Raw genomic sequence first — 21320 nt, 5'->3', positions numbered from 1 at the left:
AAAATTTAAATTTAATTAAAAAGGTGATTTTATGGCGAACGATCAAGTATTAACCGCCGAACAAGTCATCGATAGAACAAAGGGTTATTTAAACGATGAGGATGTAGAGTTCGTTCGAAGGGCGTATGAATTTGCCAGACATGCACATCGTTTACAATACAGAAAATCAGGTGAACCGTATATTATCCATCCGATTCAGGTGGCAGGGATACTTGCTGACTTAGAAATGGATCCTTCTACGGTCGCAGCTGGATTTCTTCACGACGTTGTTGAAGATACAGAAGCTTCTCTACAAGATTTGAAGGAAGCCTTTAGCGATGAAGTGGCTATGCTCGTCGATGGTGTTACAAAGCTCGGTAAAATTAAATATAAGTCACACGAGGAACAGCAAGCAGAAAATCATCGAAAGATGTTTGTGGCTATGGCGCAGGATATACGCGTCATCATGATAAAATTGGCTGACAGGCTTCATAATATGCGGACATTAAAGCATTTGCCAGCAGAAAAACAACGTCGTATTGCCAATGAAACATTGGAAATTTTTGCTCCCTTAGCGAATCGGCTGGGGATTTCTACTATCAAATGGGAGCTTGAAGATACTGCATTACGGTATTTAAATCCGCAGCAATACTATCGAATTGTGAACCTGATGAAGAAGAAGCGGGCAGAACGCGAGCAATACTTGGATGAGGTCATTGTTGAGCTCCAGAAGCATATGGAGGAAGTAGGAATAAAGGCGGAAATGTCTGGAAGGCCAAAGCATATTTATAGCATTTATCGTAAAATGGCCCGTCAAAATAAGCAATTTAATGAAATTTATGATTTATTGGCCATCCGTATTGTGGTTAATTCGATCAAGGATTGCTATGCTGTTCTTGGCATCATTCATACATGCTGGAAACCAATGCCGGGACGTTTTAAGGATTATATTGCGATGCCAAAGCCGAATATGTATCAGTCCCTGCATACGACCGTCATTGGACCTAAGGGTGATCCGCTAGAAGTTCAAATCCGTACGGTTGAAATGCACCGAATTGCTGAATTCGGAATTGCGGCACACTGGGCCTATAAAGAAGGCAAGACGCTGCAGGAGAAATCGACCTTCGAGGATAAATTAACCTGGTTCCGTGAAATATTAGAATTTCAGGATGATACGGTCAATGCAGAGGAGTTCATGGAGTCGTTAAAGGTTGACCTGTTCTCTGATATGGTTTTTGTGTTTACACCAAAGGGTGATGTCATTGAGCTTCCCGCGGGTTCTGTACCAATTGATTTTGCTTACCGAATTCATTCTGAAATTGGTAATAAAACCATTGGTGCAAAAGTGAATGGTAAGATGGTCACCCTCGATTATAAATTAAAAACCGGGGACATTATTGAAATTTTAACGTCTAAACATTCCTATGGACCAAGTCAGGACTGGCTGAAGCTTGCCCAAACCTCACAGGCAAAGAATAAAATTAGAGCCTTCTTTAAAAAGCAAAGAAGAGAAGAGAATATTGTCAAAGGCCGTGAGCAGGTGGAAAAGGAAATCCGCCTAATGGAATTTGATTTAAAGGAAATATTAACACTTGATAATATTAAGCGGGTTGTCGAAAAGTTTAACTTCACTAATGAGGAAGATATGTATGCTGCTGTTGGCTACAATGGCATTACCGCCTTGCAGGTGGCCAACCGTCTAACAGAAAAGTGGCGTAAAAAGCGTGACCAGGAGCAGGTTGCCAATCTATCCAATGCGGTTTCAGAACTGAAAACACTTCCGACAAAGAAAAAACGGGAATCGGGTGTCCGGGTCGAAGGAATCGATAATCTCCTGATTCGTCTCTCCCGCTGCTGTAATCCTGTTCCTGGCGATGAAATTGTTGGCTTTATCACAAAGGGAAGAGGAGTATCTGTTCACCGCAAGGACTGTCCAAATATCGTGACAGATGATGCAAAGGAAAGGCTCATACCGGTTGAATGGGAATCCGGCTTAAATGACAGGAAAGAGTACAATGTCGAGATTGAAATAACCGGCTTTGACAGAAGAGGTCTTCTAAATGAGGTTCTCCAGGCTGTTAATGAGTCAAAGACTGATATTTCAACCGTATCAGGACGTACGGACCGCAATAAAATGGTCACGATTACGATGTCCATTTCAATCCTTAATGTCAGTCATTTGCAAAAAGTGGTGGATCGAATTAAGCAAATTCCTGATCTTTATGCAGTTAGAAGAATCATGAATTAAGGTGGAATAGCATGCGAATTGTTGTACAAAGAAGTAAGGAAGCCTGTGTAAAGGTAAATGAACAGGTAGTCGGGAAAATTGACAAAGGACTTGTGCTCCTTGTAGGTGTTACACATGATGATACAGAAGAAGCAGCCGCTTATTTAGCAGATAAAATTGTTAATCTGCGAATATTTGAGGATGAAAACGATAAAATGAATCTTTCATTATTAGATAAGGGCGGCAGTATTTTGTCCGTGTCACAGTTTACCCTATACGGCGACTGCCGTAAGGGAAGAAGACCGAATTTTATGGAGGCAGCTAGGCCAGATCACGCCTTGGCCATTTATACTCGTTTTAACGAGCTGTTAAAGGAAAAGGGAGTGGCGGTTGAAACGGGAGAGTTTGGTGCCATGATGGATGTATCTCTTATCAATGATGGACCAGTTACTTTAATAATGGAAAGCTAAAAAAAGAGAGCCTCAGCTCTCTTTTTTTATTATCTTTCTTTAAAATAGCGGGCCAAGCCTTCAAAGATTCCGGTGGCTGCTGATTCTTGATACTGGTTGGATTGGACGTGTAATTCTTCAGTTGGATTGCTTAAATATCCTAATTCTATCAGGACGGCCTTTTTATTATTTTCACGAATCACGTAGTAGTCGCCAAAGCGTGAACCACGGTCCTTCATATCAGTTTCTTCAATAAGAGCAGAGTGGATATTCACAGCCAGCTCTTTCTGCCATGGATAATAATAGTAGGTAGTTAAGCCTCGGACACTATGATCTTTACTGCTGTCATAGTGGATGCTGATAAAAGCATCTGCATTTTGCTCATATGCCACATTAACCCGATAAGGCAGATTCAGATATTTATCACGCTGTCTAGTTAAGGTTACATCTGCCCCAGCTGCTTTTAGCTTCTCATAAAGATTACGAGCGGTTTCAAGCGTTAGCTCCTTTTCCAATGTACCTCTTGTACCGGTTGTTCCATTATCTCTACCACCATGACCTGGATCGATGACAATTTTTTTATTTTTTAAATAATGAGCCCAGTCTTGGTTGGCTGGTTCATTGCTGATTGGTTCTGTTACCACTTCATTTTGTGGTTTCACTACCCAGCTAGCCACATAACCAACTTGACCGTCTGTTAATTGAATTTCATACCAGTCATTGGCAAAGCCTTTCACGTTAAAGGTATCTCCCTTATTTGCTCGCTCAAGGATGGTTGATTGTGTATTGGGGTTTTTCCTAATATTGGTTCCGTTATGTAAAATCGTTAAGGCTGTCGCTTCAAGCTCGACATTGTTACTTTCTGTATGTTCTTTTTGTTCAATTTCTGTGAATTGAACATAATCTTCGGAAACCCACCCGATTTGGCCAGCAAATTGAATTTCAACCCAATCATTTCGTTCTGACCTTATCTCAACGATTGTCCCTTGATCAAGCTTTCCGATAATGGCTGCATCCAATGCAGGGGATACACGAAAATTTAATGAATTTACAGTAATGAGTCCGGTTTTAGCTGAATCCTCTTTCTTTTTCTCAGGCGTGATGGATGATTCTTCCTTATCATTTTTTGTAACAAGGTAGTTTGCAACCCATCCTTTGGTATCATTTGTCAACTGGATTTGTATCCATTCACCTTCCTCCTGCAAAACGGAATACACCTTTCCTTTCGCCAAGGTGCTAATCACGTTATATTCAAGGCCAGGACCACTCCTAACATTCAAATCATCAGTCGAAATGGTGATGGTTGTCGCTGCTGCCTCTGCTTTAGCTATTGATTGAAGCCATGGAAGACAGAGAGCGATACAGATGAGAATGATTAATTTCCTTTTTGTTTGCATGCACAGATCCCTCCCTTGATTCTGTTTTGTTGTGGGATATTTCTCATGTTAACTCCCTCATTTTTGTTTGTCTTTTTCCTGTCTGAAAAATTACTTCTCTTTAAGCATCCAATATCCCTTCTCTTGTATCGGATTATTTTTACGATTTTTTAGTTTTTTATCTGCAATTTTCTTTTTTATGAAATTATCCTTGATGAATTGGGAAAGATAACAAAGAAAACCATTGATCAACTAAAAAAGACTGTGAAAAGGTGGATGACGATGCGGCACGGAGAAAAGGGAATATCAGCTCTTTCTGGAGAAAATCAATTGAATGGTGTAGATTTTCATGATTTGACTCAAAGAGAACAGAATGGTCAAACAGTCGAATTCGCTTCTGAATTCGGATTATCTCCACAGGATGTCAAAAAGCTGAAAAAGCAAATGGAGAGAAATTGACTGCGATTTTTCAAGGTAATTTATCGAGTAATCTTGACATAAACCCGGACGCAAATTCGACAGGCAAATTTGATCTATTCCTATTGACAATTTTCGAGAAGCTTCGTAATATTATGTAGATAATGAGAATATTGCCGTAGAAGAAGAAAAGTAATTTAGACCCACATGGATAGAGAGGAAACACCAGAGGCTGAAAGTGTTTCTGCATGATGACTAAACGAAGAACACTTCTGAGGCTTCGCGCTGAACAAGAAGGATATCCTTCTTCATTAGGTGATGAACGTACACAGGCGTTAACGGAAAAAGTGGAAGTAATAGAAAACTATTGCTTCAAACTAGGGTGGCACCACGGGAATTCAAGCTCTCGTCCCTTGTATATTTCATACAAGGGACGGGAGCTTTTTATTATAAGCGATAGGGAAGTTCAACTTCAGACACCTTATACTTTCTAAAAGGCCTATTCAAACTTTTACATATAGATAGGTTTACTGTTTTGCTATTAAGGAGGGTTAAAGCAAATATGTCCATCCAGATACCTAGAGGAACTCAGGATATACTGCCGGGTGAAGTAGAAAAATGGCAGCTAATTGAAAAAAAAGCACGTGAGCTTTGTGAGAGGTTTCAATATAGAGAAATTCGAACTCCTATTTTTGAGCACACGGAGCTTTTTACTAGAGGAGTCGGAGAAACGACAGATGTTGTTCAGAAGGAAATGTATACTTTTGAGGATCGTGGTGGTCGTAGTTTGACACTACGCCCAGAAGGAACGGCTTCAACTGTCCGTTCTTTCGTAGAGCATAAAATGTATGGTGACCCAAATCAACCGATTAAGCTTTATTACACGGGACCTATGTTTCGTTATGAAAGACCACAGGCTGGACGCTTCCGCCAGTTTGTCCAGTTCGGGGTTGAAGCACTTGGAAGTAAGGATCCAGCCATCGATGCAGAGGTCATTGCTCTGGCGATGTCTATCTATAACAGTCTCGGTCTAAAAAAATTAAAGCTGATTATTAACAGCCTGGGCGATAAAGAAAGTCGTCTTGCACACCGCCAGGCCCTTATCCAGCATTTTGAGCCGCGCATCGGAGAGTTTTGCCAGGATTGTCAAAATCGTCTTCAAAAAAATCCAATGCGGATTCTTGATTGTAAACAAGACCGTGAGCATGAGCTAATGAAATCGGCTCCTTCTATCATTGATTACTTAAATGAGGAGTCAAAGGGGTATTTTGAGAAGGTACAGCAGTATTTGACTGCTTTGGATATCCCCTTTACGGTGGATCCTAACTTAGTTAGAGGACTTGATTATTATAATCATACAGCATTTGAAATTATGAGTGATGCAGAGGGCTTTGGTGCTATTACCACTCTTTGTGGTGGCGGGCGCTACAACGGCCTGACAGAGGAAATCGGTGGTCCTGAAACACCGGGAATTGGCTTTGCCTTCAGTATTGAGCGCTTCCTAGCTGCCTTGAAAGCAGAAGCAGTAGAGCTTCCTATTAATAAAGGTATTGATTGCTTCCTTGTGTCTTTAGGTGAAGAAGCAAAGGATTATACAGTAGGACTATTGCAAAAGCTTCGCTTAGCGGGCTTCTCAGTGGAGCGGGATTATTTAGACCGTAAAATAAAAGCACAAATGAAGGCGGCTGACCGTTTAAATGCGAAATTTGTTGCGATATTAGGTGAAAACGAGCTGCAGGAAAACCGTATTCTGGTGAAAAGAATGGAAACTGGTGAACAGTGGGAAATGGATTTAAGTCATTTTGTAGAAAAATTTAAAGAAATCCAGCAATAGGAGGAAAAGGGAATATGTTTGGAAGAACTTATTTTTGCGGTGAAGTGCCGGAAAGTGCAATTGGAGAAAAAGTAAATTTAAAGGGCTGGGTACAAAGACGCCGTGACCTAGGTGGTTTAATTTTTATCCACTTACGTGACCGGACTGGTATCATCCAAGTGGTTTTTAACCCTGAGGTCTCACAACAGGCGTTAGAGGTAGCAGAAAAGGTCCGCAGCGAATATGTGGTAGATATCGTCGGAACTGTTATTGCAAGGGATGAAGAGACGATTAATCCAAATTTAAGTACCGGTAAAATTGAGGTACAGGTGGAAACAATGACGATCATCAATGAATCAAAAACACCACCGTTTATGATTGAAGATGATGTAGAGGTTTCAGAGGATATCCGCTTGAAATACCGTTATCTTGATTTAAGAAGACCGGCTATGTTTAATACATTAAAAATGCGTCACCAAGTGACAAAGGTCATGCGTGATTTCTTAGACGGTGAAGGCTTCCTTGATATTGAGACACCGATTTTAACGAAAAGCACACCGGAGGGTGCGAGAGATTATCTTGTCCCAAGCCGTGTACATCCGGGTGAGTTCTATGCATTGCCACAATCACCGCAGCTATTTAAACAGATGCTAATGGTTAGTGGTGTGGAGCGTTACTACCAAATTGCCCGCTGTTTCCGTGATGAGGACCTGCGTGCAGACCGTCAGCCTGAATTTACACAATTGGATGTTGAGACTAGCTTTATGAGTGCTGAGGATATCCAAACAATGGTTGAAAATATGATGAAACGCATAATGAAGGAAGTAAAAGGCATTGATATTACAGTCCCATTCCCGCGTATTCCATATGATGAAGCAATGGGAAGCTATGGTTCTGATAAGCCGGACACTAGATTTGAGCTTAAGCTGACAGACCTGTCTGAGGTTTTCCAAAGCTCGAGCTTCAAAGTGTTTGCGGGAGCTGTATCGACTGGCGGACAGGTAAAAGCCATTAATGTGAAAAATGGGGCAACAAACTATTCAAGAAAAGTTATAGATGGTTTAACTGAATTTGCGGCGCGCTATGGGGCTAAAGGTCTTGCATGGCTCAAAGCCGAAGAAGACGGCTTAAAGGGACCGATTGTTAAGTTCTTCAGTGAAGAGGAATTAGCAGCTGTAAATCAAATCCTTGCCGTTGAAAAGGATGATTTAATTCTATTTGTTGCAGATAAGAAGAAGGTTGTTGCAGATGCTCTTGGCGCATTGAGAGTAAAAATCGCAAAAGATCTTAACTTAATAGACGAAAGTAAATTTAACTTCCTATGGGTTACAGATTGGCCATTACTTGAGTATGATGAGGACACTGGTCGTTTTTCTGCAGCACACCATCCGTTTACGATGCCTGTTCGTGAGGATCTTGAGCTGCTTGAAAATGAGCCAAGTAAAGTACGTGCCCAAGCCTATGATATTGTCTTAAATGGCTATGAGCTTGGCGGTGGATCACTTCGAATTTTCGAAAGAGATGTCCAGAATAAAATGTTCAAGGCTTTAGGATTTACAGAGGAAGAAGCAAACGAACAATTCGGATTTCTACTTGATGCATTTGATTATGGTACACCTCCGCATGGCGGAATTGCATTGGGTCTCGATCGTCTTGTCATGCTATTAACAGGCAGAAATAATCTGCGCGATACCATTGCATTCCCTAAAACAGCCAGTGCAAGTGATTTATTGACCAATGCGCCTTCTGAAGTAAGTCCGGCGCAATTACTTGAATTACAGCTTGCTTCAACTGTCATAAAGTAACTATAATAACGACTTTACTTTTCTTGAATGCATGTCGGCAATATGCTATCATGAAGGTAAGAAAAGGGTCCTGATGTGTCCGTAGTATAACCTATCGTTTGACCGAACATTTTACCTTTGGGAGTTCGGAGTTTCTAATTAGCGTACATGCCTTACCTAAGAACTCACCTTCGTAGAGTTCTTACTCGGGACTTACAATAGTTAGAATAGAGCACCCACCTGCTTAGAGCGGGTTCAAACAAAGGCTAAACCACGACGGCATAATTGGGACTCTTCCATACAAATGAAATGTAAAACCATGTCTCAAACGACGTGGTTTTTTTGCTGGTATTCTGAATTATTCATACCTGTATACTTGTTTTAAAAAAATAGTATGTTATAGTCTTAAACAGGAAATCTAAAGATGACTACTAGCGGGGCTTTACTGCCCTTTGAGTGGGCTAAAGGTAATCAAAGAAACAATTGGAGTTGGTAAAATGCTACATCAATTTTCTCGTAATGAACTAGCAATTGGTAAGGAAGGCTTGGAAATATTAAAGAACAGTACTGTCGCCGTACTTGGTATTGGCGGTGTCGGCTCCTTTTCGGCCGAAGCGCTTGCCCGCTCAGGTGTTGGGAAGCTGGTTCTTATTGATAAAGATGATGTTGATATCACAAATGTAAACCGTCAGGTCATTGCCTTACTTTCTACTGTTGGGAGACCGAAGGTGGAGTTAATGAAGGAAAGAATTGCAGATATTAATCCTGACTGTGAAGTAATCGACCTGAAGATGTTTTATACAGAAGAAACGTATGAAGAAATTTTTGCTCATGGCCTTGATTTTGTCATCGATGCTTCTGATACAATCTCTTATAAAATTCATTTAATGAAGGAATGCCTTAATCGAAAAATCCCCATTATTTCTAGTATGGGTGCAGCGAATAAGATGGATCCAACTCGTTTTCAAATTGCTGATATCTCAAAAACACATACAGATCCAATTGCAAAGGTTATTCGTACAAGATTAAGAAAAGAAGGAATTAGAAAAGGAATCCCGGTGGTATTCTCAGATGAAAGTCCGATTGTCATTCGAGAAGATGTACGAAAGGTAGTTGGAAAAAACGATGCGGAAATTCGTAAGGCTAAAATGCCTCCGTCCTCCAATGCGTTCGTTCCGTCTGTTGCAGGTCTTATTATGGCAAGCTATACGGTTAGACAGCTGCTCAGTGATATTAAAATCAGTACGGTGAAAGACGCTTAAGATTTTAGCGTCTTTTTCTATGAAAGAAAGCGATATCCTTAAGCAGTGAAAGGAGTTTTATAATGACTGGCATCGTAAAACTAAAAGAGGTAACAAAGGTCATAAAAGGCAGGACTATTATTGATTCAATCAGCTTTGAGGTCCATAAAGGAGAAGTATTTGGGTTCTTAGGTCCAAATGGAGCAGGGAAAACAACGACGATTCGTATGATGGTCGGATTGATAGGAATAACCGAAGGCGATATCGAAATAGCGGGTAAAAGCATCAAAAGTGAATTTGAACGGGCTGTCCATCATATTGGGGCGATTGTTGAAAATCCAGAAATGTATAAATTTCTGACTGGATATCAGAATTTAGTTCATTATGCCCGCATGTCAAACGGTGTCTCAAAGGAGAAAATAAAGGAGATTGTTGAATTAGTTGGTTTAACTGAGCGGATTCATGAAAAAGTCAAAACATACTCATTAGGGATGAGACAGCGTCTTGGCTTAGCTCAGTGTCTTCTCCATGAACCCGATGTATTAATTCTTGATGAACCGACAAATGGCTTGGACCCTGCGGGAATTAGAGAGATTCGTGATCATCTTCGTTTTCTTGCTCGAGAAAAAAACATGGCCGTTATCGTCTCCAGTCATTTATTAGCAGAAATGGAGATGATGTGCGACCGCATTGCCATCATTCAAGCTGGAAAGCTCATCGATGTCCAGCCGGTTCAGAATTTTACCGAAGGCTCGGAGAATGCCGTTGCTTTTGAAGTAGGTGATGCTGTAAAAGCTATACAAATAATGAAGGCTCAGCATCCAGATATGAATATCAAGCAGATAGATGATAGAATTCTGATCATGATTCCTAAAAAGAAGGTACCTGAAATGGTTTCCATGCTAGTGGGAAACCAAGTTGATATTTATAGTGTTCAGGAAGTAACGAAAACATTAGAGGATCGCTTCTTAGAGTTAACCGGAGGAAAGGAGGGCTCCATTCATGCTTAATTTAATCAAAAATGAGTGGATGAAAATCTTTAGACGACCTGGTACATATGTCATGATAGGACTTCTGCTCTTCATGGTTACCATAACAGGAGCCTTTATCAAATATCAGGAGCAAGGTGGATCTGTACCGGATAATCAAAACTGGGAACAAGGTCTCTTATTGGAAAATGAAAGTCTTAAGAAGCAAATGGAAGAACTGGGCGATAGAATACCAGAGAACACTCTTTTATATTATGAAAGACAAATCGCTCTAAATGAATATAGGATGGAGCATCACATTTCACCAAATGAGGAATATTCAGTTTGGAGCTTTGTCAAGGATACTTCACTTATGATAGATTTTGCCGGCTTATTCACGATTATTATAGCGGCTGGCATTGTTGCGAGCGAATTTAACTGGGGAACCATCAAGCTTCTATTGATAAGACCTATTAATCGAGCAAGAATACTGGGAGCTAAATTTATGATGGTTCTATTATTTGGCTTCCTGATGCTGTTTCTTTTATTCGCCTATTCTACACTATTAGGTGCTGTTCTGTTTGGTTTTCCAGAAAACCCGGCACCCTATTTGAGCTATTATCAAGGCTCGATTACTGAACAAAGCATGCCATTGCATTTATTTAGTTTTTATTGCTTCGAGTCGATTAGCATGTATATGCTGGCTGCGATGGCCTTTATGATATCAGCTGTCTTCCGTAATAATTCACTTGCGATCGGGCTATCGTTATTTCTCATGTTTACAGGCAGACAAGCTACAGAATTGATTGCCATGAAATTTTCATGGGCAAAATATGTACTATTCGCCAATACGGATTTGATGCAATATTTCACAGGAGTACCAATGGTAGAGGGGATGACTCTTCCTTTTTCAGTATTCATGTTACTCATTTACTTTATTCTCTTTCTTTATTTGGCTTATATTGTATTCAAAAAACGGGATGTAGCTTCGTAATGATTAGAAATGCCCTTCTGAAACGTACATACTAGACTAAAAGAAGGATTGTAAATGCCTCAAACCATACTTTGAGCTATAATGAAGGCAGATATATAATGGGGGTTTTGGGATTGAATGGAGAACCGCTTGCCTTTCGAATGCGTCCGACAAACATCGATGAAGTGATCGGACAAAAAGAGATCATTGGTAAGAATACAAGTTTATATAAAATGGTACAAAACGGCTATGTACCATCCATGCTGCTGTACGGGGAACCTGGTATTGGAAAAACCTCGCTTGCCTTTGCCATCGCTGGTACAACCAAACTTCCATTTATCGCCTTAAATGCGACCACTTCAGGTAAAAAGGATGTGGAGGAGGTTGTTCAGGAAGCGCGTTTAACAGGGAAATTAATCTTATTTTTAGATGAAATTCATCGATTTAATAAAGCGCAGCAGGATTACCTTCTCCCGCATGTGGAAAATGGGACAATCGTTTTAATTGGGGCAACAACAGAAAATCCCTTTCATGATGTCAATCCAGCGATTCGCAGTCGCTGCGGTCAAATTCTACAATTGACCAGACTAGCAAAGGTAGATATTACAGAGCTGATTAATAGAGCATTAAAGGATGAGAAAAGGGGCCTTGGCAGTCTTTCGATTGAGATATCCCAGGAGCAAATGGACAAAATCGCTGAGGGTGCTGCAGGTGATGCCAGAAAGTCACTTACGATGCTTGAATCCATTGTCTATTCCTCAGATCTTGTCGATCAAACCTATAAAATTGAAGATGAAACCATCGAAAGAATGATTAAAAAGGCTGGGGTTTATGGCGATAAAAAGGGCTCCCACTATTATAATTTACTGTCCAGCCTACAAAAGAGCATTCGTGGCAGTGATGTGAATGCAGCGCTTTATTACTTGGCACATTTATTGGAAAGTGGCGACCTAGTATCCGTCAATAGAAGATTGCTTGTCATTGCCTATGAGGATATTGGACTTGCGAACCCTGATGTTGGCGCGCGTGTATTAGCTGCTGTGACATCGGCAGAACGTCTAGGACTACCGGAGGCAAGAATTCCACTTGCAGCTGCTGTTGTTGAAATGTGTTTATCCTCGAAGTCGAATTCGGCCTATAAGGCACTAGATGCAGCGATAGATGGTATTCGATCAGGAAAAGTAGGCGATATCCCTAAGCATTTACGGGATGCCCATTATTCCGGTGCAAAGGCATTAGGACATGTTGGCTATCAATATCCACATGATTATCCAATCGGCTCTTTTGGTGGCTGGGTGAATCAGGAATATTTGCCGGTTAATTTAAAAGGAACGAAATATTATCAGCCCGTTGAAGCAGGTGAAGAAAAACGGCTTGCCGCAATCTATGAGCGACTGGAACAGTTTAAAAAAGGGAAGTAGCATTTGTGCAATGCACCCCTTGCAGTCATTCTGAAAACCTGTAAGGGTATAGGAGAATATGATATAATAGATAAAGTTTATCTAGATAGTATGCTTTTTATTAGTACTATTCATTTGTAATAAACGATTAACTTTTATATTGATTTTCGTTTCAGGCACGAAAATCAACACCTATTGTACAAAGTCAATTTAAGAATTTCATCCATATATTTATCCGAGATTTTTTAAAAAATTGAGAGAGGGTGTTAGGAAATGAAAATTTCAACAAAGGGCCGTTATGGGCTAACGATTATGATTGAATTAGCAAAAAAGTATGGGGATGGGCCCGTGTCACTAAAATCCATTGCCCAGGCAAATGATTTATCTGAACATTATTTAGAGCAGCTAATTGCTCCACTTCGTAATGCAGGGCTTGTAAGAAGTGTCCGCGGAGCATATGGAGGCTATGTACTTGCCGATGACCCATCTAATATTACCACGGGTGATATTATTCGTGTCCTAGAAGGTCCGATTACACCAGTCGAAGGAATTGAGGATGAAGAGCCGGTAAAACGGGCATTATGGATTAGAATAAGGGATGCGGTGAAGGATGTTCTAGATAACACCACCATCCAAGATTTAGCCAACCATAAAGATGAAGGTGAAATTGATTCCTACATGTTTTATATTTAACTTCATTCAGCAGAAGTCCTCCACTTCTGCTGAATGAAGTTAAGCCTCCGGCGGATGTCACGGATTTTTTTAAGGTAGTTTATCGAGCGAGCTCAGGTAATCCGGACGCAAATTCGACGGGCGAATTTGATTTCATAATGTAACAGGATAAGAAGGTGAAGGATTTGGAACGGATTTATGTCGATCATGCGGCGACAACCCCCATGCATCCGGCAGTCATTGAAAAAATGACGATAGCGATGGCAGAGCATTTCGGTAATCCATCTAGCATTCATTCTTACGGCCGTGAAGTACGAAAAATCATGGATGAGGCTCGTTCGGGTATTGCTCGGAGCATTGGTGCGATGGAAACAGAGCTGATTTTCACGAGTGGCGGAACAGAAGCTGATAATTATGCTATTTTTGGGGCTGCTGAAGCGAATAAGGATAAAGGAAAACATATCATTACGACAAGCATTGAACATCATGCTGTATTACATGCCTGTGAGGAATTAGAAAAAAGAGGCTTTGAGGTCACCTATTTACCTGTTGATGAGACGGGTAGGATCTCAATTACAGATTTTCAACAATCGTTAAGAGATGATACGATTCTTGTTACCATCATGTTCGGGAATAATGAAGTTGGAACGATTCAGCCGATTGCCGAGATTGGGCAGATTCTATCACAGCATCAGGCAGTTTTTCATAGTGATGCTGTCCAGGCATACGGGATGGAAAAAATAGATGTCAATGAATTGAAGCTAGATTTGTTAAGTGCTTCCGCCCACAAAATAAATGGGCCGAAGGGAATTGGCTTTCTTTATATAAAAAATGGCATTAAGCTTATCTCCCGGACTTTTGGAGGAGACCAAGAAAGAAAAAGGCGGGCAGGTACCGAAAATGTTCCGGCAATCATTGGGTTCTTAGAAGCAGTTAAGCTGATGGAGCAGGACAGAGAAAATCGAAAAAATCAGTATTTGCTTTATAAAGAAACATTGATAGACACATTAAGAGCAAATGATATAAAATATACACTTAATGGTTCTCTTGAAACATCTCTGCCGCATGTACTGAATATCAGCTTCCCTGGTACAAATGTAGAGGCACTGCTTGTTAACCTTGATCTAGCGGGTATTGCCGCTTCAAGTGGCTCTGCTTGTACAGCAGGTGCAGTAGAGCCCTCACATGTCCTCGTTAGTATGTTTGGGAAGGAATCTGATAAATTAACGAACTCGATACGATTCAGCTTTGGTGTATCCAATACAGTTGATCAAATTAAGCGTGTTGGCGATGAAATGATAAAAATTGTTCAGAGGTTAACAAATAAATAATACAATTAGAAAGGAGGGAAAACGGTTGAAGGAACCAAAAGACACACGTGTAGTAGTTGGGATGTCTGGTGGAGTAGACTCCTCTGTTGCAGCACTGTTACTAAAGCAGCAGGGCTATGATGTTATTGGGATTTTCATGAAAAACTGGGATGATACGGACGAGTTTGGTGTTTGTACAGCTACAGAGGATTACGAGGATGTTATCCGGGTCTGCAATCAGATTGGAATCCCGTATTATGCGGTGAATTTCGAGAAGCAATATTGGGATAAGGTATTCACGTATTTCCTCGATGAATATAAAGCGGGAAGAACACCAAACCCAGATGTTATGTGTAATAAAGAAATAAAGTTCAAAGCCTTTTTAGAGCATGCGATGAACCTTGGGGCCGATTATTTAGCTACTGGACATTATGCAAGAGTGGAATATCGTGACGGCGAATATAAAATGCTCCGTGGCGTTGATGAAAATAAAGATCAAACCTATTTTCTAAACCAATTATCACAGGAACAGATTTCGAAGGTTATGTTCCCAATCGGTAATATTGAAAAAGCTCGGGTTCGGGAAATTGCCAAGGAAGCTGGGTTAGCGACCGCAACGAAAAAGGACAGTACGGGCATTTGTTTTATTGGGGAACGTAATTTCAAAACCTTCCTTAGTCAATATTTACCGGCACAGCCGGGGAATATGGAGACCTTTGATGGTAAAGTTGTCGGAAAGCACGACGGACTTATGTATTATACAATCGGGCAGCGGCACGGCCTTGGAATTGGCGGATCCGGTGAGCCATGGTTTGCGATCGGCAAGGATTTAAAGCGTAATGTTCTTTATGTTGGACAAGGCTTTCATAACGAGAAATTATATTCAACTTCCATTATGGCAGTGAATGTAAGCTGGGTGTCTAACAGAGAAAAACCAGCAAGCTTTGAATGTACGGCTAAATTCAGGTATCGTCAAGCAGATAATCAAGTAAGAGTCGAAATTCTAGATAATCAAAGGGTAAGAGTCATATTCAAGGAACCTATTCGTGCTGTCACACCAGGTCAAGCTGTTGTTTTTTACAATGGGGATGAGTGTCTGGGCGGCGGAACGATCGATGAAGTATTCAAACAGGATGAAAAACTCACATATGTAGGGTGATCAATGAGGTGTCAGTATTCGCAGAGTATCTGTAATACTTGGCACCTTTTTTGATGGCAGCTGTTCTTATCAAGCATTGAAGTATGCTATACTTTTTTATTGAACAACAGGAACGGAGTGAAGAATGTGGATAAAAATCAACAGGGAATTGAATATATGCAGGAAGGCAAGTGGGAGGATGCTGCGAAGATTTTCATGGAGGCCATTGAAGAGGCGCCAGGGGAACCCGTATCATACATAAATTTTGGTAATCTTCTTGCTGTTGTTGGTGAAACAGAAAAAGCGCTGCAATTTTTCCAAAAGGCGATTGAATTAGATGAGAATGCAGCGGCTGCTTACTATAGTGCAGGGAATGTTTATTATGAGAATGAGCAGTTCGAGCAGGCAAGAGCTATGTTTGAAACCGCCATGAAAAAAGGTCTGGATTCATCTGATAACTTTTTTATGCTAGGTATGTCCCATGCAGCGCTAGAACAGCCATTAAAAGCACTGCCTTATTTCCAAAGGTGTACAGAATTAAATGATCAGGATGCTGAAGGCTTTTTTCAGTATGGTCTTTGTTTAGCTAATCAACACTATCTGGATGAAGCCATTCAGCAATTTGAGAAATGTATTGAAATTGACCCTCAGCATGCAGATGCTTATTATAACCTAGGTGTGGCATACGGATTTCAGGAAAATGGTGAAAAAGCACTACAAATGTTTGACAAAGCAATAGAAATTCAACCGGACCATCTATTGGCAGGTCACGGAAAACGTTTGATTGAGGAAGCTGGCCAATAATCAGTCCCATATAAAGTCAATGACGGTAAGGAGGGGAACGAATAGGTGGCTAAGCAGGATTCACTTGATTTATATGCAGAAGAGGGCAAATTTATTAAAGGGAAACCGATTGTAACGATCTTTCATAATGAGCAGAATTTATATACGGTTCTAAGATTGAGAGTGGAAGAAACCAATGAAAATTATGATGACAAAGAGGCGGTCATTACCGGTTATTTTCCTAAAATCCATGAGCAGGAAGCCTATATTTTTTACGGAGAAATGAAGGAGCATCCGAAATTTGGACTACAGTTTCATGCCACTCATTTTCGTAAGGATATACCGCAAACGAAGCAGGGAGTTGTCAGCTATCTTTCGGGTGAGCTATTTAAAGGAATTGGAAAGAAAACCGCTGAGAAAATTGTTGAAACCCTTGGAGAAAATGCCATCACTCGGATACTAAATCAGCCTTCCCTCTTAGATCAGGTTCCCAAGCTACCGCCTGATAAGGCAAAGGACTTATATGATACGTTAATGGAGCACCAAGGACTTGAACAGGCGATGATTGCTTTAAATCAATATGGCTTTGGGCCGCAATTATCGATGAAAATTTATCAGGTGTATAAAGATTTAACGATTGATGTGATTCAAACAAACCCGTATAAGCTCGTTGAAGATGTCGAGGGGATTGGCTTTGCCCGTGCAGATGAGCTTGGTCATCAGCAAGGAATTACCGGCAGCCATCCAGATCGTATTAAAGCAGGCTGTCTTTATATATTGGAGCAGGAATGTATGCAAAATGGACATGTCTTTGTCGATGCTGAATTCCTTTTGCTCAGTGTGCAGAAGCTCCTCGAAGAAAACAAACGGGACCAAATTGAGTTTACCGACATCACAAGAGAATTATTGAAGCTTGAAGAAGAAGGGAAAATAATCGTTGAAGAGAAAAAGTTTTATTTGCCAGCACTTTATTTTTCCGAAAAAGGTCTTGTGACAAGTATAAAGAAGCTGCTTGGACAAACGGAGTACAATGAGCAATTTCCAGAATCAGAGTTTCTGCTGGCTCTCGGGCAATTGGAAGAACGAATTGGCGTTCAATATGCACCAACACAAAAGGATGCTATTCAAACCGCTCTGATGTCCCCGCTTTTATTATTAACCGGTGGTCCTGGAACAGGGAAAACGACGGTCATCAAAGGAATTGTAGAATTATATGCAGAGCTGCATGGCTGCTCGCTCGATCCAAAGGATTACAAAAAAGAAGAGACATTTCCATTTTTATTAGCAGCACCTACTGGCCGGGCTGCGAAACGAATGACGGAATCGACAGGCCTTCCGGCTGTGACGATTCATCGCTTGCTTGGCTGGAATGGAAGCGAAGGCTTCGATCACAACGAGGATAACCCGTTAGAAGGCAAAATTCTCATTGTGGATGAAACCTCTATGGTCGATATTTGGCTTGCTAACCGTTTATTTAAAGCGTTACCCGAGCATATACAGGTCATTCTTGTCGGGGATGAGGATCAGCTTCCTTCAGTCGGTCCTGGGCAGGTATTAAAGGACCTGCTTCAATCACAGGTCATTCCGACAATTCGTTTAACCGATATTTATCGCCAGGCTGAAGGCTCCTCGATTATAGAATTGGCCCATGAAATAAAAAAAGGTAGTTTGCCTAACAATGTTACTGTACAGCAGAAGGATCGTTCCTTTTTTCGCTGCTATACAGGCCAAATCGCAAATGTCATTGAGAAGGTAGTATTAAATGCCAAGAAAAAAGGCTATACACCAAGGGATATTCAAGTTTTGGCCCCGATGTATAAAGGACCGGCAGGAATTGATCGCTTAAACGAGATGCTGCAGGAAATTCTAAACGGAAATCCTGATGGTTCACGAAAAGAGCTGGTATTTGGAAATACAAAGTACCGGGTCGGTGATAAAGTCCTTCAGCTTGTCAATCAGCCTGATAAGCATGTGTTTAATGGGGACATGGGTGAGGTTGTGTCGATCTTCTATGCAAAGGAAAATACAGAAAAGCAGGATATGGTAGTCGTATCCTTTGAAGGGGTCGAAATCACCTATACAAGACAGGATTTAAACCAAATTACCCTTGCTTATTGCTGCTCGGTCCATAAATCACAGGGAAGTGAATTTCCCATTGTCATTTTACCGATTGTTAAGAGCTATTATCGAATGCTGCAGCGAAACTTAATCTATACGGCGATTACAAGGAGCAAGCAGTTTTTAATTCTCTGTGGTGAGGAAGAAGCGCTTCGCCTTGGTGTCGAGCGAGCAGATGAACAATCCCGTCAGACTACTTTAGCCGTGAAATTGAAAGAAGAGCTGCAGGCAGCAAAGTCAATCGAGAAGCCTGTTAACGAAACGGGTACAAGCGCCGAAATGACCTACGAGGAAATAATGTTGAGCGTTGATCCAATGATTGGAATGGACGACGTTACACCCTATCAGTTTATGTAGGAAAAGAGTATCAAAGGATGCTCTTTTTTTGCTTTCGTAATAGAAAAATGCCATCAATGGAAAACGTTTCTTCTTATGATTTAGAGGCAGTGGCAGATAATATGAATGTTCGGAAGGGTGGGGATTGCTTTTGCGGACATTTTCGTTATTAAAAGGATTGCCTGTGTTTGAGCTGAAAACAGGTTCAAAAATAGGGGAAGTATGTGACTTGAATATTTCTAACAATGGAATGGTTAGAGGTCTGTTGCTCAAGAAAGGCGTTTTCTTAAAAAAAACATATGTAATCAATGTGACGGATGTATCTTCTTTTGGCTTTGATGGGGTCATGATTGAGGACCGTAGTGTTCTTGAGCCATTAACAGAACCAAAGCAATACACGTTTGAAAATCAAGGAAGGCTGCTTGGCAGAATGATGATGACAAGCGAAGGAGAACGACTTGGTTTCTTAGAGGATGTATATTTTCTGGAAGAAGCGGGAACAATTATAGGGTATGAATTATCGGATGGCTTCTTTTCAGATATCATGGAAGGTAAACGTGTGGTGAAGGCCGATAAACCGCCTGCAATTGGGAAGGATGCCATCATAGTGGATGTTAAATAACTGTGAGGTGTTCTTATGTTTAATTGCCCTAATTGTCAGAGTAAGGATATCGGTAAAATTGGAATCAATCAATATTACTGTTGGAATTGCTTTATAGAGCTTACTCTTTCGAACGGACTGATTCTCACCCATCAGGTAGAAGAAGATGGTTCTTTAAGCTCACTTGATGATTTGTTTGATGAAGATGAACGTCGGTTTATCCTATAAAATACTGAGGTGAATCTTATGAATAAAGTGATAACTTCCATGCTTGCAGTAAGTGCTGGAGTGGCCGCTTATAATTATGTGCAAAAAAATAACCTCATGTCAAACCGGCAAATGCGGAAAATGAAAAAAAATATAAAAGCTTTATTCTAGAAGCAAAAGGGATAACCTGTATACGGTTATCCCTTATTCGTATCATATTTCTAGTCAGGAAATTGTTATTTAACAGGTATAAAAAATGTATTAGCCTTCACAATAAGTAAGGGAGGCGATAAGCGTTGAATATCTCTTTAAAATGGTATTATCGTTTAGGATTTCTGCTCCTTTTTATGATTGTGTTGTTTATTTTTATTAAGCTTCAGCCGATTTGGCTTCCAATCATAAAAGTCATCTTTAAGATATTGTTTCCGTTTATCGTTGCTGCATTTATTACCTATCTTCTTCATCCGCTTATTGAAAGAATCCATGAAGGAGGATTACATAGAGGACTAGCTGTATTTATTATTTATTTTCTATTCTTTGGTGGTGTGGGCTATGCCTTTTATAAAGGTCTACCTGAGTTTATCAAGCAGCTGAAGGATTTAGCAGAGAGTATTCCCGAGCTAACGAATCAATATATGTACTTCGTTGATTCAATTCAAAAGAAAACAGCAGCCTGGCCGGATGGAATACAGGAAAGGGTCAATGGCGGAATTGTTTCCATTGAGCAGCGTTTGGCAGCTATCCTGACTAATGTTATTAATTCGATCCTAGAGCTTGTTGGGTCAATTTTTACGATAGCTATTATTCCATTCATCTCCTTTTATATGCTAAAGGATTATCTCTTGATTAAAAAGGCGGTTTGGTATTTAACACCAAGGAATTGGCGGCAGGGAGGGTTACTCCTTCTAAGGGATATCGATAAATCCCTTGGCAGCTATATAAGGGGGCAGACACTTGTCTGTGTCATGATTGGGACCATCTCGGCGTTGCTTTTTTGGTTTTTTCATATGAAATATCCCTTATTACTGGGGTTGATTATTGGAATAACCAATATCATTCCCTATTTCGGACCCGTAATCGGTGCCGTGCCGGCAGTCATCATAGCCTCCACTATATCGGTTAAAATGATGATTATTACCGTTTGTATTATTTTTTCGATGCAATTTTTAGAGGGAAATATCTTATCACCGCTCATAGTAGGGAAAAGTCTTCATATGCATCCTCTTGTCATTATGCTTGCTCTTTTTGGAGGTGGTGAGATCGGAGGAATCCCGGGCATGATTTTATCGGTTCCGATTCTGGCTGTTATAAAAGTAGGCTTGCTTCATACGAAAAAGCACTTTGGTAAAAAGAAAACGATCGACCTTTTCAAGCAAAATAGAACAAAGGAAGAGCTATAATGGAATAGAATAGATTCAAATATTGACAAGCTTTTGAGAATATCGCATAATGCGTAATATAATCACACTTACATAATCTAACATGAAGAAGGAACGAGTATGTTATTGCCCATCTAACTGTGTTATAC

The 21320-nt window shown here is 40.5% G+C and carries 19 protein-coding genes, 1 other RNA gene and 1 other annotated feature; of the genes, 19 read left to right on the top strand and 1 reads right to left on the bottom strand.

Annotated features, from left to right (window positions below):
- Window positions 1-31 precede the first annotated feature (31 nt).
- On the top strand, window positions 32-2227 hold the full coding sequence (locus BQ5321_RS18415) for a RelA/SpoT family protein (protein ID WP_071395877.1): 2196 nt from the start codon (window positions 32-34) through the stop codon (window positions 2225-2227).
- Between the two features lie 11 nt (window positions 2228-2238).
- Window positions 2239-2676 carry a D-aminoacyl-tRNA deacylase gene (gene dtd / locus BQ5321_RS18410; RefSeq protein WP_071395876.1) on the top strand — a complete coding sequence of 146 codons (438 nt, stop codon included), beginning with the start codon at window positions 2239-2241 and terminating at the stop codon, window positions 2674-2676.
- 29 nt (window positions 2677-2705) lie between these two features.
- On the opposite strand, the gene BQ5321_RS18405 is transcribed toward dtd, so the two are convergent.
- Window positions 2706-4052, bottom strand: coding sequence for an N-acetylmuramoyl-L-alanine amidase family protein (locus tag BQ5321_RS18405; protein WP_071395875.1), 1347 nt, complete (start codon window positions 4050-4052; stop codon window positions 2706-2708).
- Between the two features lie 261 nt (window positions 4053-4313).
- Here BQ5321_RS18405 and BQ5321_RS24500 point away from each other — a divergent pair, with 261 nt between their 5' ends.
- From BQ5321_RS24500 to BQ5321_RS18330, 17 genes are all read left to right on the top strand, one after another.
- Window positions 4314-4490, top strand: coding sequence for a hypothetical protein (locus tag BQ5321_RS24500; protein WP_187143760.1), 177 nt, complete (start codon window positions 4314-4316; stop codon window positions 4488-4490).
- A gap of 128 nt (window positions 4491-4618) precedes the next feature.
- Window positions 4619-4865, top strand: a binding site (T-box leader).
- 145 nt (window positions 4866-5010) lie between these two features.
- Window positions 5011-6282 carry a histidine--tRNA ligase gene (gene hisS, locus BQ5321_RS18400; protein WP_071395874.1) on the top strand — a complete coding sequence of 424 codons (1272 nt, stop codon included), beginning with the start codon at window positions 5011-5013 and terminating at the stop codon, window positions 6280-6282.
- 14 nt (window positions 6283-6296) lie between these two features.
- Entirely contained in the window at window positions 6297-8066 is a 1770-nt protein-coding gene (aspS, locus tag BQ5321_RS18395) for an aspartate--tRNA ligase (RefSeq protein WP_071395873.1), read from the top strand.
- Between the two features lie 64 nt (window positions 8067-8130).
- Window positions 8131-8341, top strand: a non-coding RNA gene (gene ssrS, locus BQ5321_RS18390) — 6S RNA.
- Between the two features lie 201 nt (window positions 8342-8542).
- Window positions 8543-9307, top strand: coding sequence for a tRNA threonylcarbamoyladenosine dehydratase (locus BQ5321_RS18385; RefSeq protein WP_071395872.1), 765 nt, complete (start codon window positions 8543-8545; stop codon window positions 9305-9307).
- 62 nt (window positions 9308-9369) lie between these two features.
- On the top strand, window positions 9370-10296 hold the full coding sequence (locus BQ5321_RS18380; RefSeq protein ID WP_071395871.1) for an ABC transporter ATP-binding protein: 927 nt from the start codon (window positions 9370-9372) through the stop codon (window positions 10294-10296).
- Window positions 10289-11248, top strand: coding sequence for an ABC transporter permease (locus BQ5321_RS18375; protein WP_071395870.1), 960 nt, complete (start codon window positions 10289-10291; stop codon window positions 11246-11248). Before BQ5321_RS18380 ends, BQ5321_RS18375 begins: the two co-directional genes overlap by 8 nt.
- Before the next feature lie 113 nt (window positions 11249-11361).
- Complete coding sequence (locus tag BQ5321_RS18370; protein ID WP_071395869.1) at window positions 11362-12648, top strand: replication-associated recombination protein A; 1287 nt, start codon at window positions 11362-11364, stop codon at window positions 12646-12648.
- A 252-nt stretch (window positions 12649-12900) separates the two neighbouring features.
- Entirely contained in the window at window positions 12901-13320 is a 420-nt protein-coding gene (cymR, locus tag BQ5321_RS18365; RefSeq protein ID WP_071395868.1) for a cysteine metabolism transcriptional regulator CymR, read from the top strand.
- Between the two features lie 164 nt (window positions 13321-13484).
- Window positions 13485-14630 (top strand): cysteine desulfurase family protein, encoded by a 1146-nt coding sequence (locus tag BQ5321_RS18360; protein ID WP_071395867.1) that lies wholly within the window; start codon window positions 13485-13487, stop codon window positions 14628-14630.
- A 25-nt stretch (window positions 14631-14655) separates the two neighbouring features.
- A complete protein-coding gene (mnmA, locus tag BQ5321_RS18355) occupies window positions 14656-15768 on the top strand; it encodes a tRNA 2-thiouridine(34) synthase MnmA (protein ID WP_139187828.1) in 1113 nt (370 codons plus the stop codon).
- Window positions 15769-15894: 126 nt separating this feature from the next.
- Window positions 15895-16551 (top strand): tetratricopeptide repeat protein, encoded by a 657-nt coding sequence (locus BQ5321_RS18350; protein WP_071395866.1) that lies wholly within the window; start codon window positions 15895-15897, stop codon window positions 16549-16551.
- 45 nt (window positions 16552-16596) lie between these two features.
- Window positions 16597-19005, top strand: a complete 2409-nt coding sequence (gene recD2, locus BQ5321_RS18345; RefSeq protein WP_071395865.1) for an SF1B family DNA helicase RecD2 — start codon at window positions 16597-16599, stop codon at window positions 19003-19005.
- Between the two features lie 130 nt (window positions 19006-19135).
- On the top strand, window positions 19136-19606 hold the full coding sequence (locus BQ5321_RS18340) for a PRC-barrel domain-containing protein (RefSeq protein ID WP_071395864.1): 471 nt from the start codon (window positions 19136-19138) through the stop codon (window positions 19604-19606).
- 15 nt (window positions 19607-19621) lie between these two features.
- Window positions 19622-19813: a hypothetical protein gene (locus BQ5321_RS18335; protein WP_071395863.1), complete on the top strand. Its 192-nt coding sequence runs from the start codon at window positions 19622-19624 to the stop codon at window positions 19811-19813.
- An 18-nt stretch (window positions 19814-19831) separates the two neighbouring features.
- On the top strand, window positions 19832-19963 hold the full coding sequence (locus tag BQ5321_RS24860) for a YrzQ family protein (protein WP_084786854.1): 132 nt from the start codon (window positions 19832-19834) through the stop codon (window positions 19961-19963).
- 125 nt (window positions 19964-20088) lie between these two features.
- The gene (locus tag BQ5321_RS18330) at window positions 20089-21192 is read left to right on the top strand and encodes an AI-2E family transporter (RefSeq protein WP_071395862.1); all 1104 of its coding nucleotides are present in this window, start codon (window positions 20089-20091) and stop codon (window positions 21190-21192) included.
- Window positions 21193-21320 lie beyond the last annotated feature (128 nt).

Origin of the sequence: Bacillus tuaregi (genome assembly GCF_900104575.1) — a bacterium.
In the GTDB taxonomy this organism is placed as follows: domain Bacteria; phylum Bacillota; class Bacilli; order Bacillales; family Cytobacillaceae; genus Bacillus_BD; species Bacillus_BD tuaregi.
Note: the sequence above shows the minus strand (reverse complement) of the source record. Positions and strands in the feature narration are given on the sequence as shown.

Coding starts and splice junctions, on each gene's coding strand:
- BQ5321_RS18380 (WP_071395871.1), top strand. CDS start 9,370: ATGACTGGCATCGTAAAACTAAAAGAGGTAACAAAGGTCATAAAAGGC.
- BQ5321_RS18375 (WP_071395870.1), top strand. CDS start 10,289: ATGCTTAATTTAATCAAAAATGAGTGGATGAAAATCTTTAGACGACCT.
- cymR (WP_071395868.1), top strand. CDS start 12,901: ATGAAAATTTCAACAAAGGGCCGTTATGGGCTAACGATTATGATTGAA.
- hisS (WP_071395874.1), top strand. CDS start 5,011: ATGTCCATCCAGATACCTAGAGGAACTCAGGATATACTGCCGGGTGAA.
- aspS (WP_071395873.1), top strand. CDS start 6,297: ATGTTTGGAAGAACTTATTTTTGCGGTGAAGTGCCGGAAAGTGCAATT.
- BQ5321_RS24500 (WP_187143760.1), top strand. CDS start 4,314: ATGCGGCACGGAGAAAAGGGAATATCAGCTCTTTCTGGAGAAAATCAA.
- BQ5321_RS18415 (WP_071395877.1), top strand. CDS start 32: ATGGCGAACGATCAAGTATTAACCGCCGAACAAGTCATCGATAGAACA.
- BQ5321_RS18335 (WP_071395863.1), top strand. CDS start 19,622: ATGTTTAATTGCCCTAATTGTCAGAGTAAGGATATCGGTAAAATTGGA.
- dtd (WP_071395876.1), top strand. CDS start 2,239: ATGCGAATTGTTGTACAAAGAAGTAAGGAAGCCTGTGTAAAGGTAAAT.
- BQ5321_RS18385 (WP_071395872.1), top strand. CDS start 8,543: ATGCTACATCAATTTTCTCGTAATGAACTAGCAATTGGTAAGGAAGGC.
- BQ5321_RS18405 (WP_071395875.1), bottom strand. CDS start 4,052: ATGCAAACAAAAAGGAAATTAATCATTCTCATCTGTATCGCTCTCTGT.
- BQ5321_RS24860 (WP_084786854.1), top strand. CDS start 19,832: ATGAATAAAGTGATAACTTCCATGCTTGCAGTAAGTGCTGGAGTGGCC.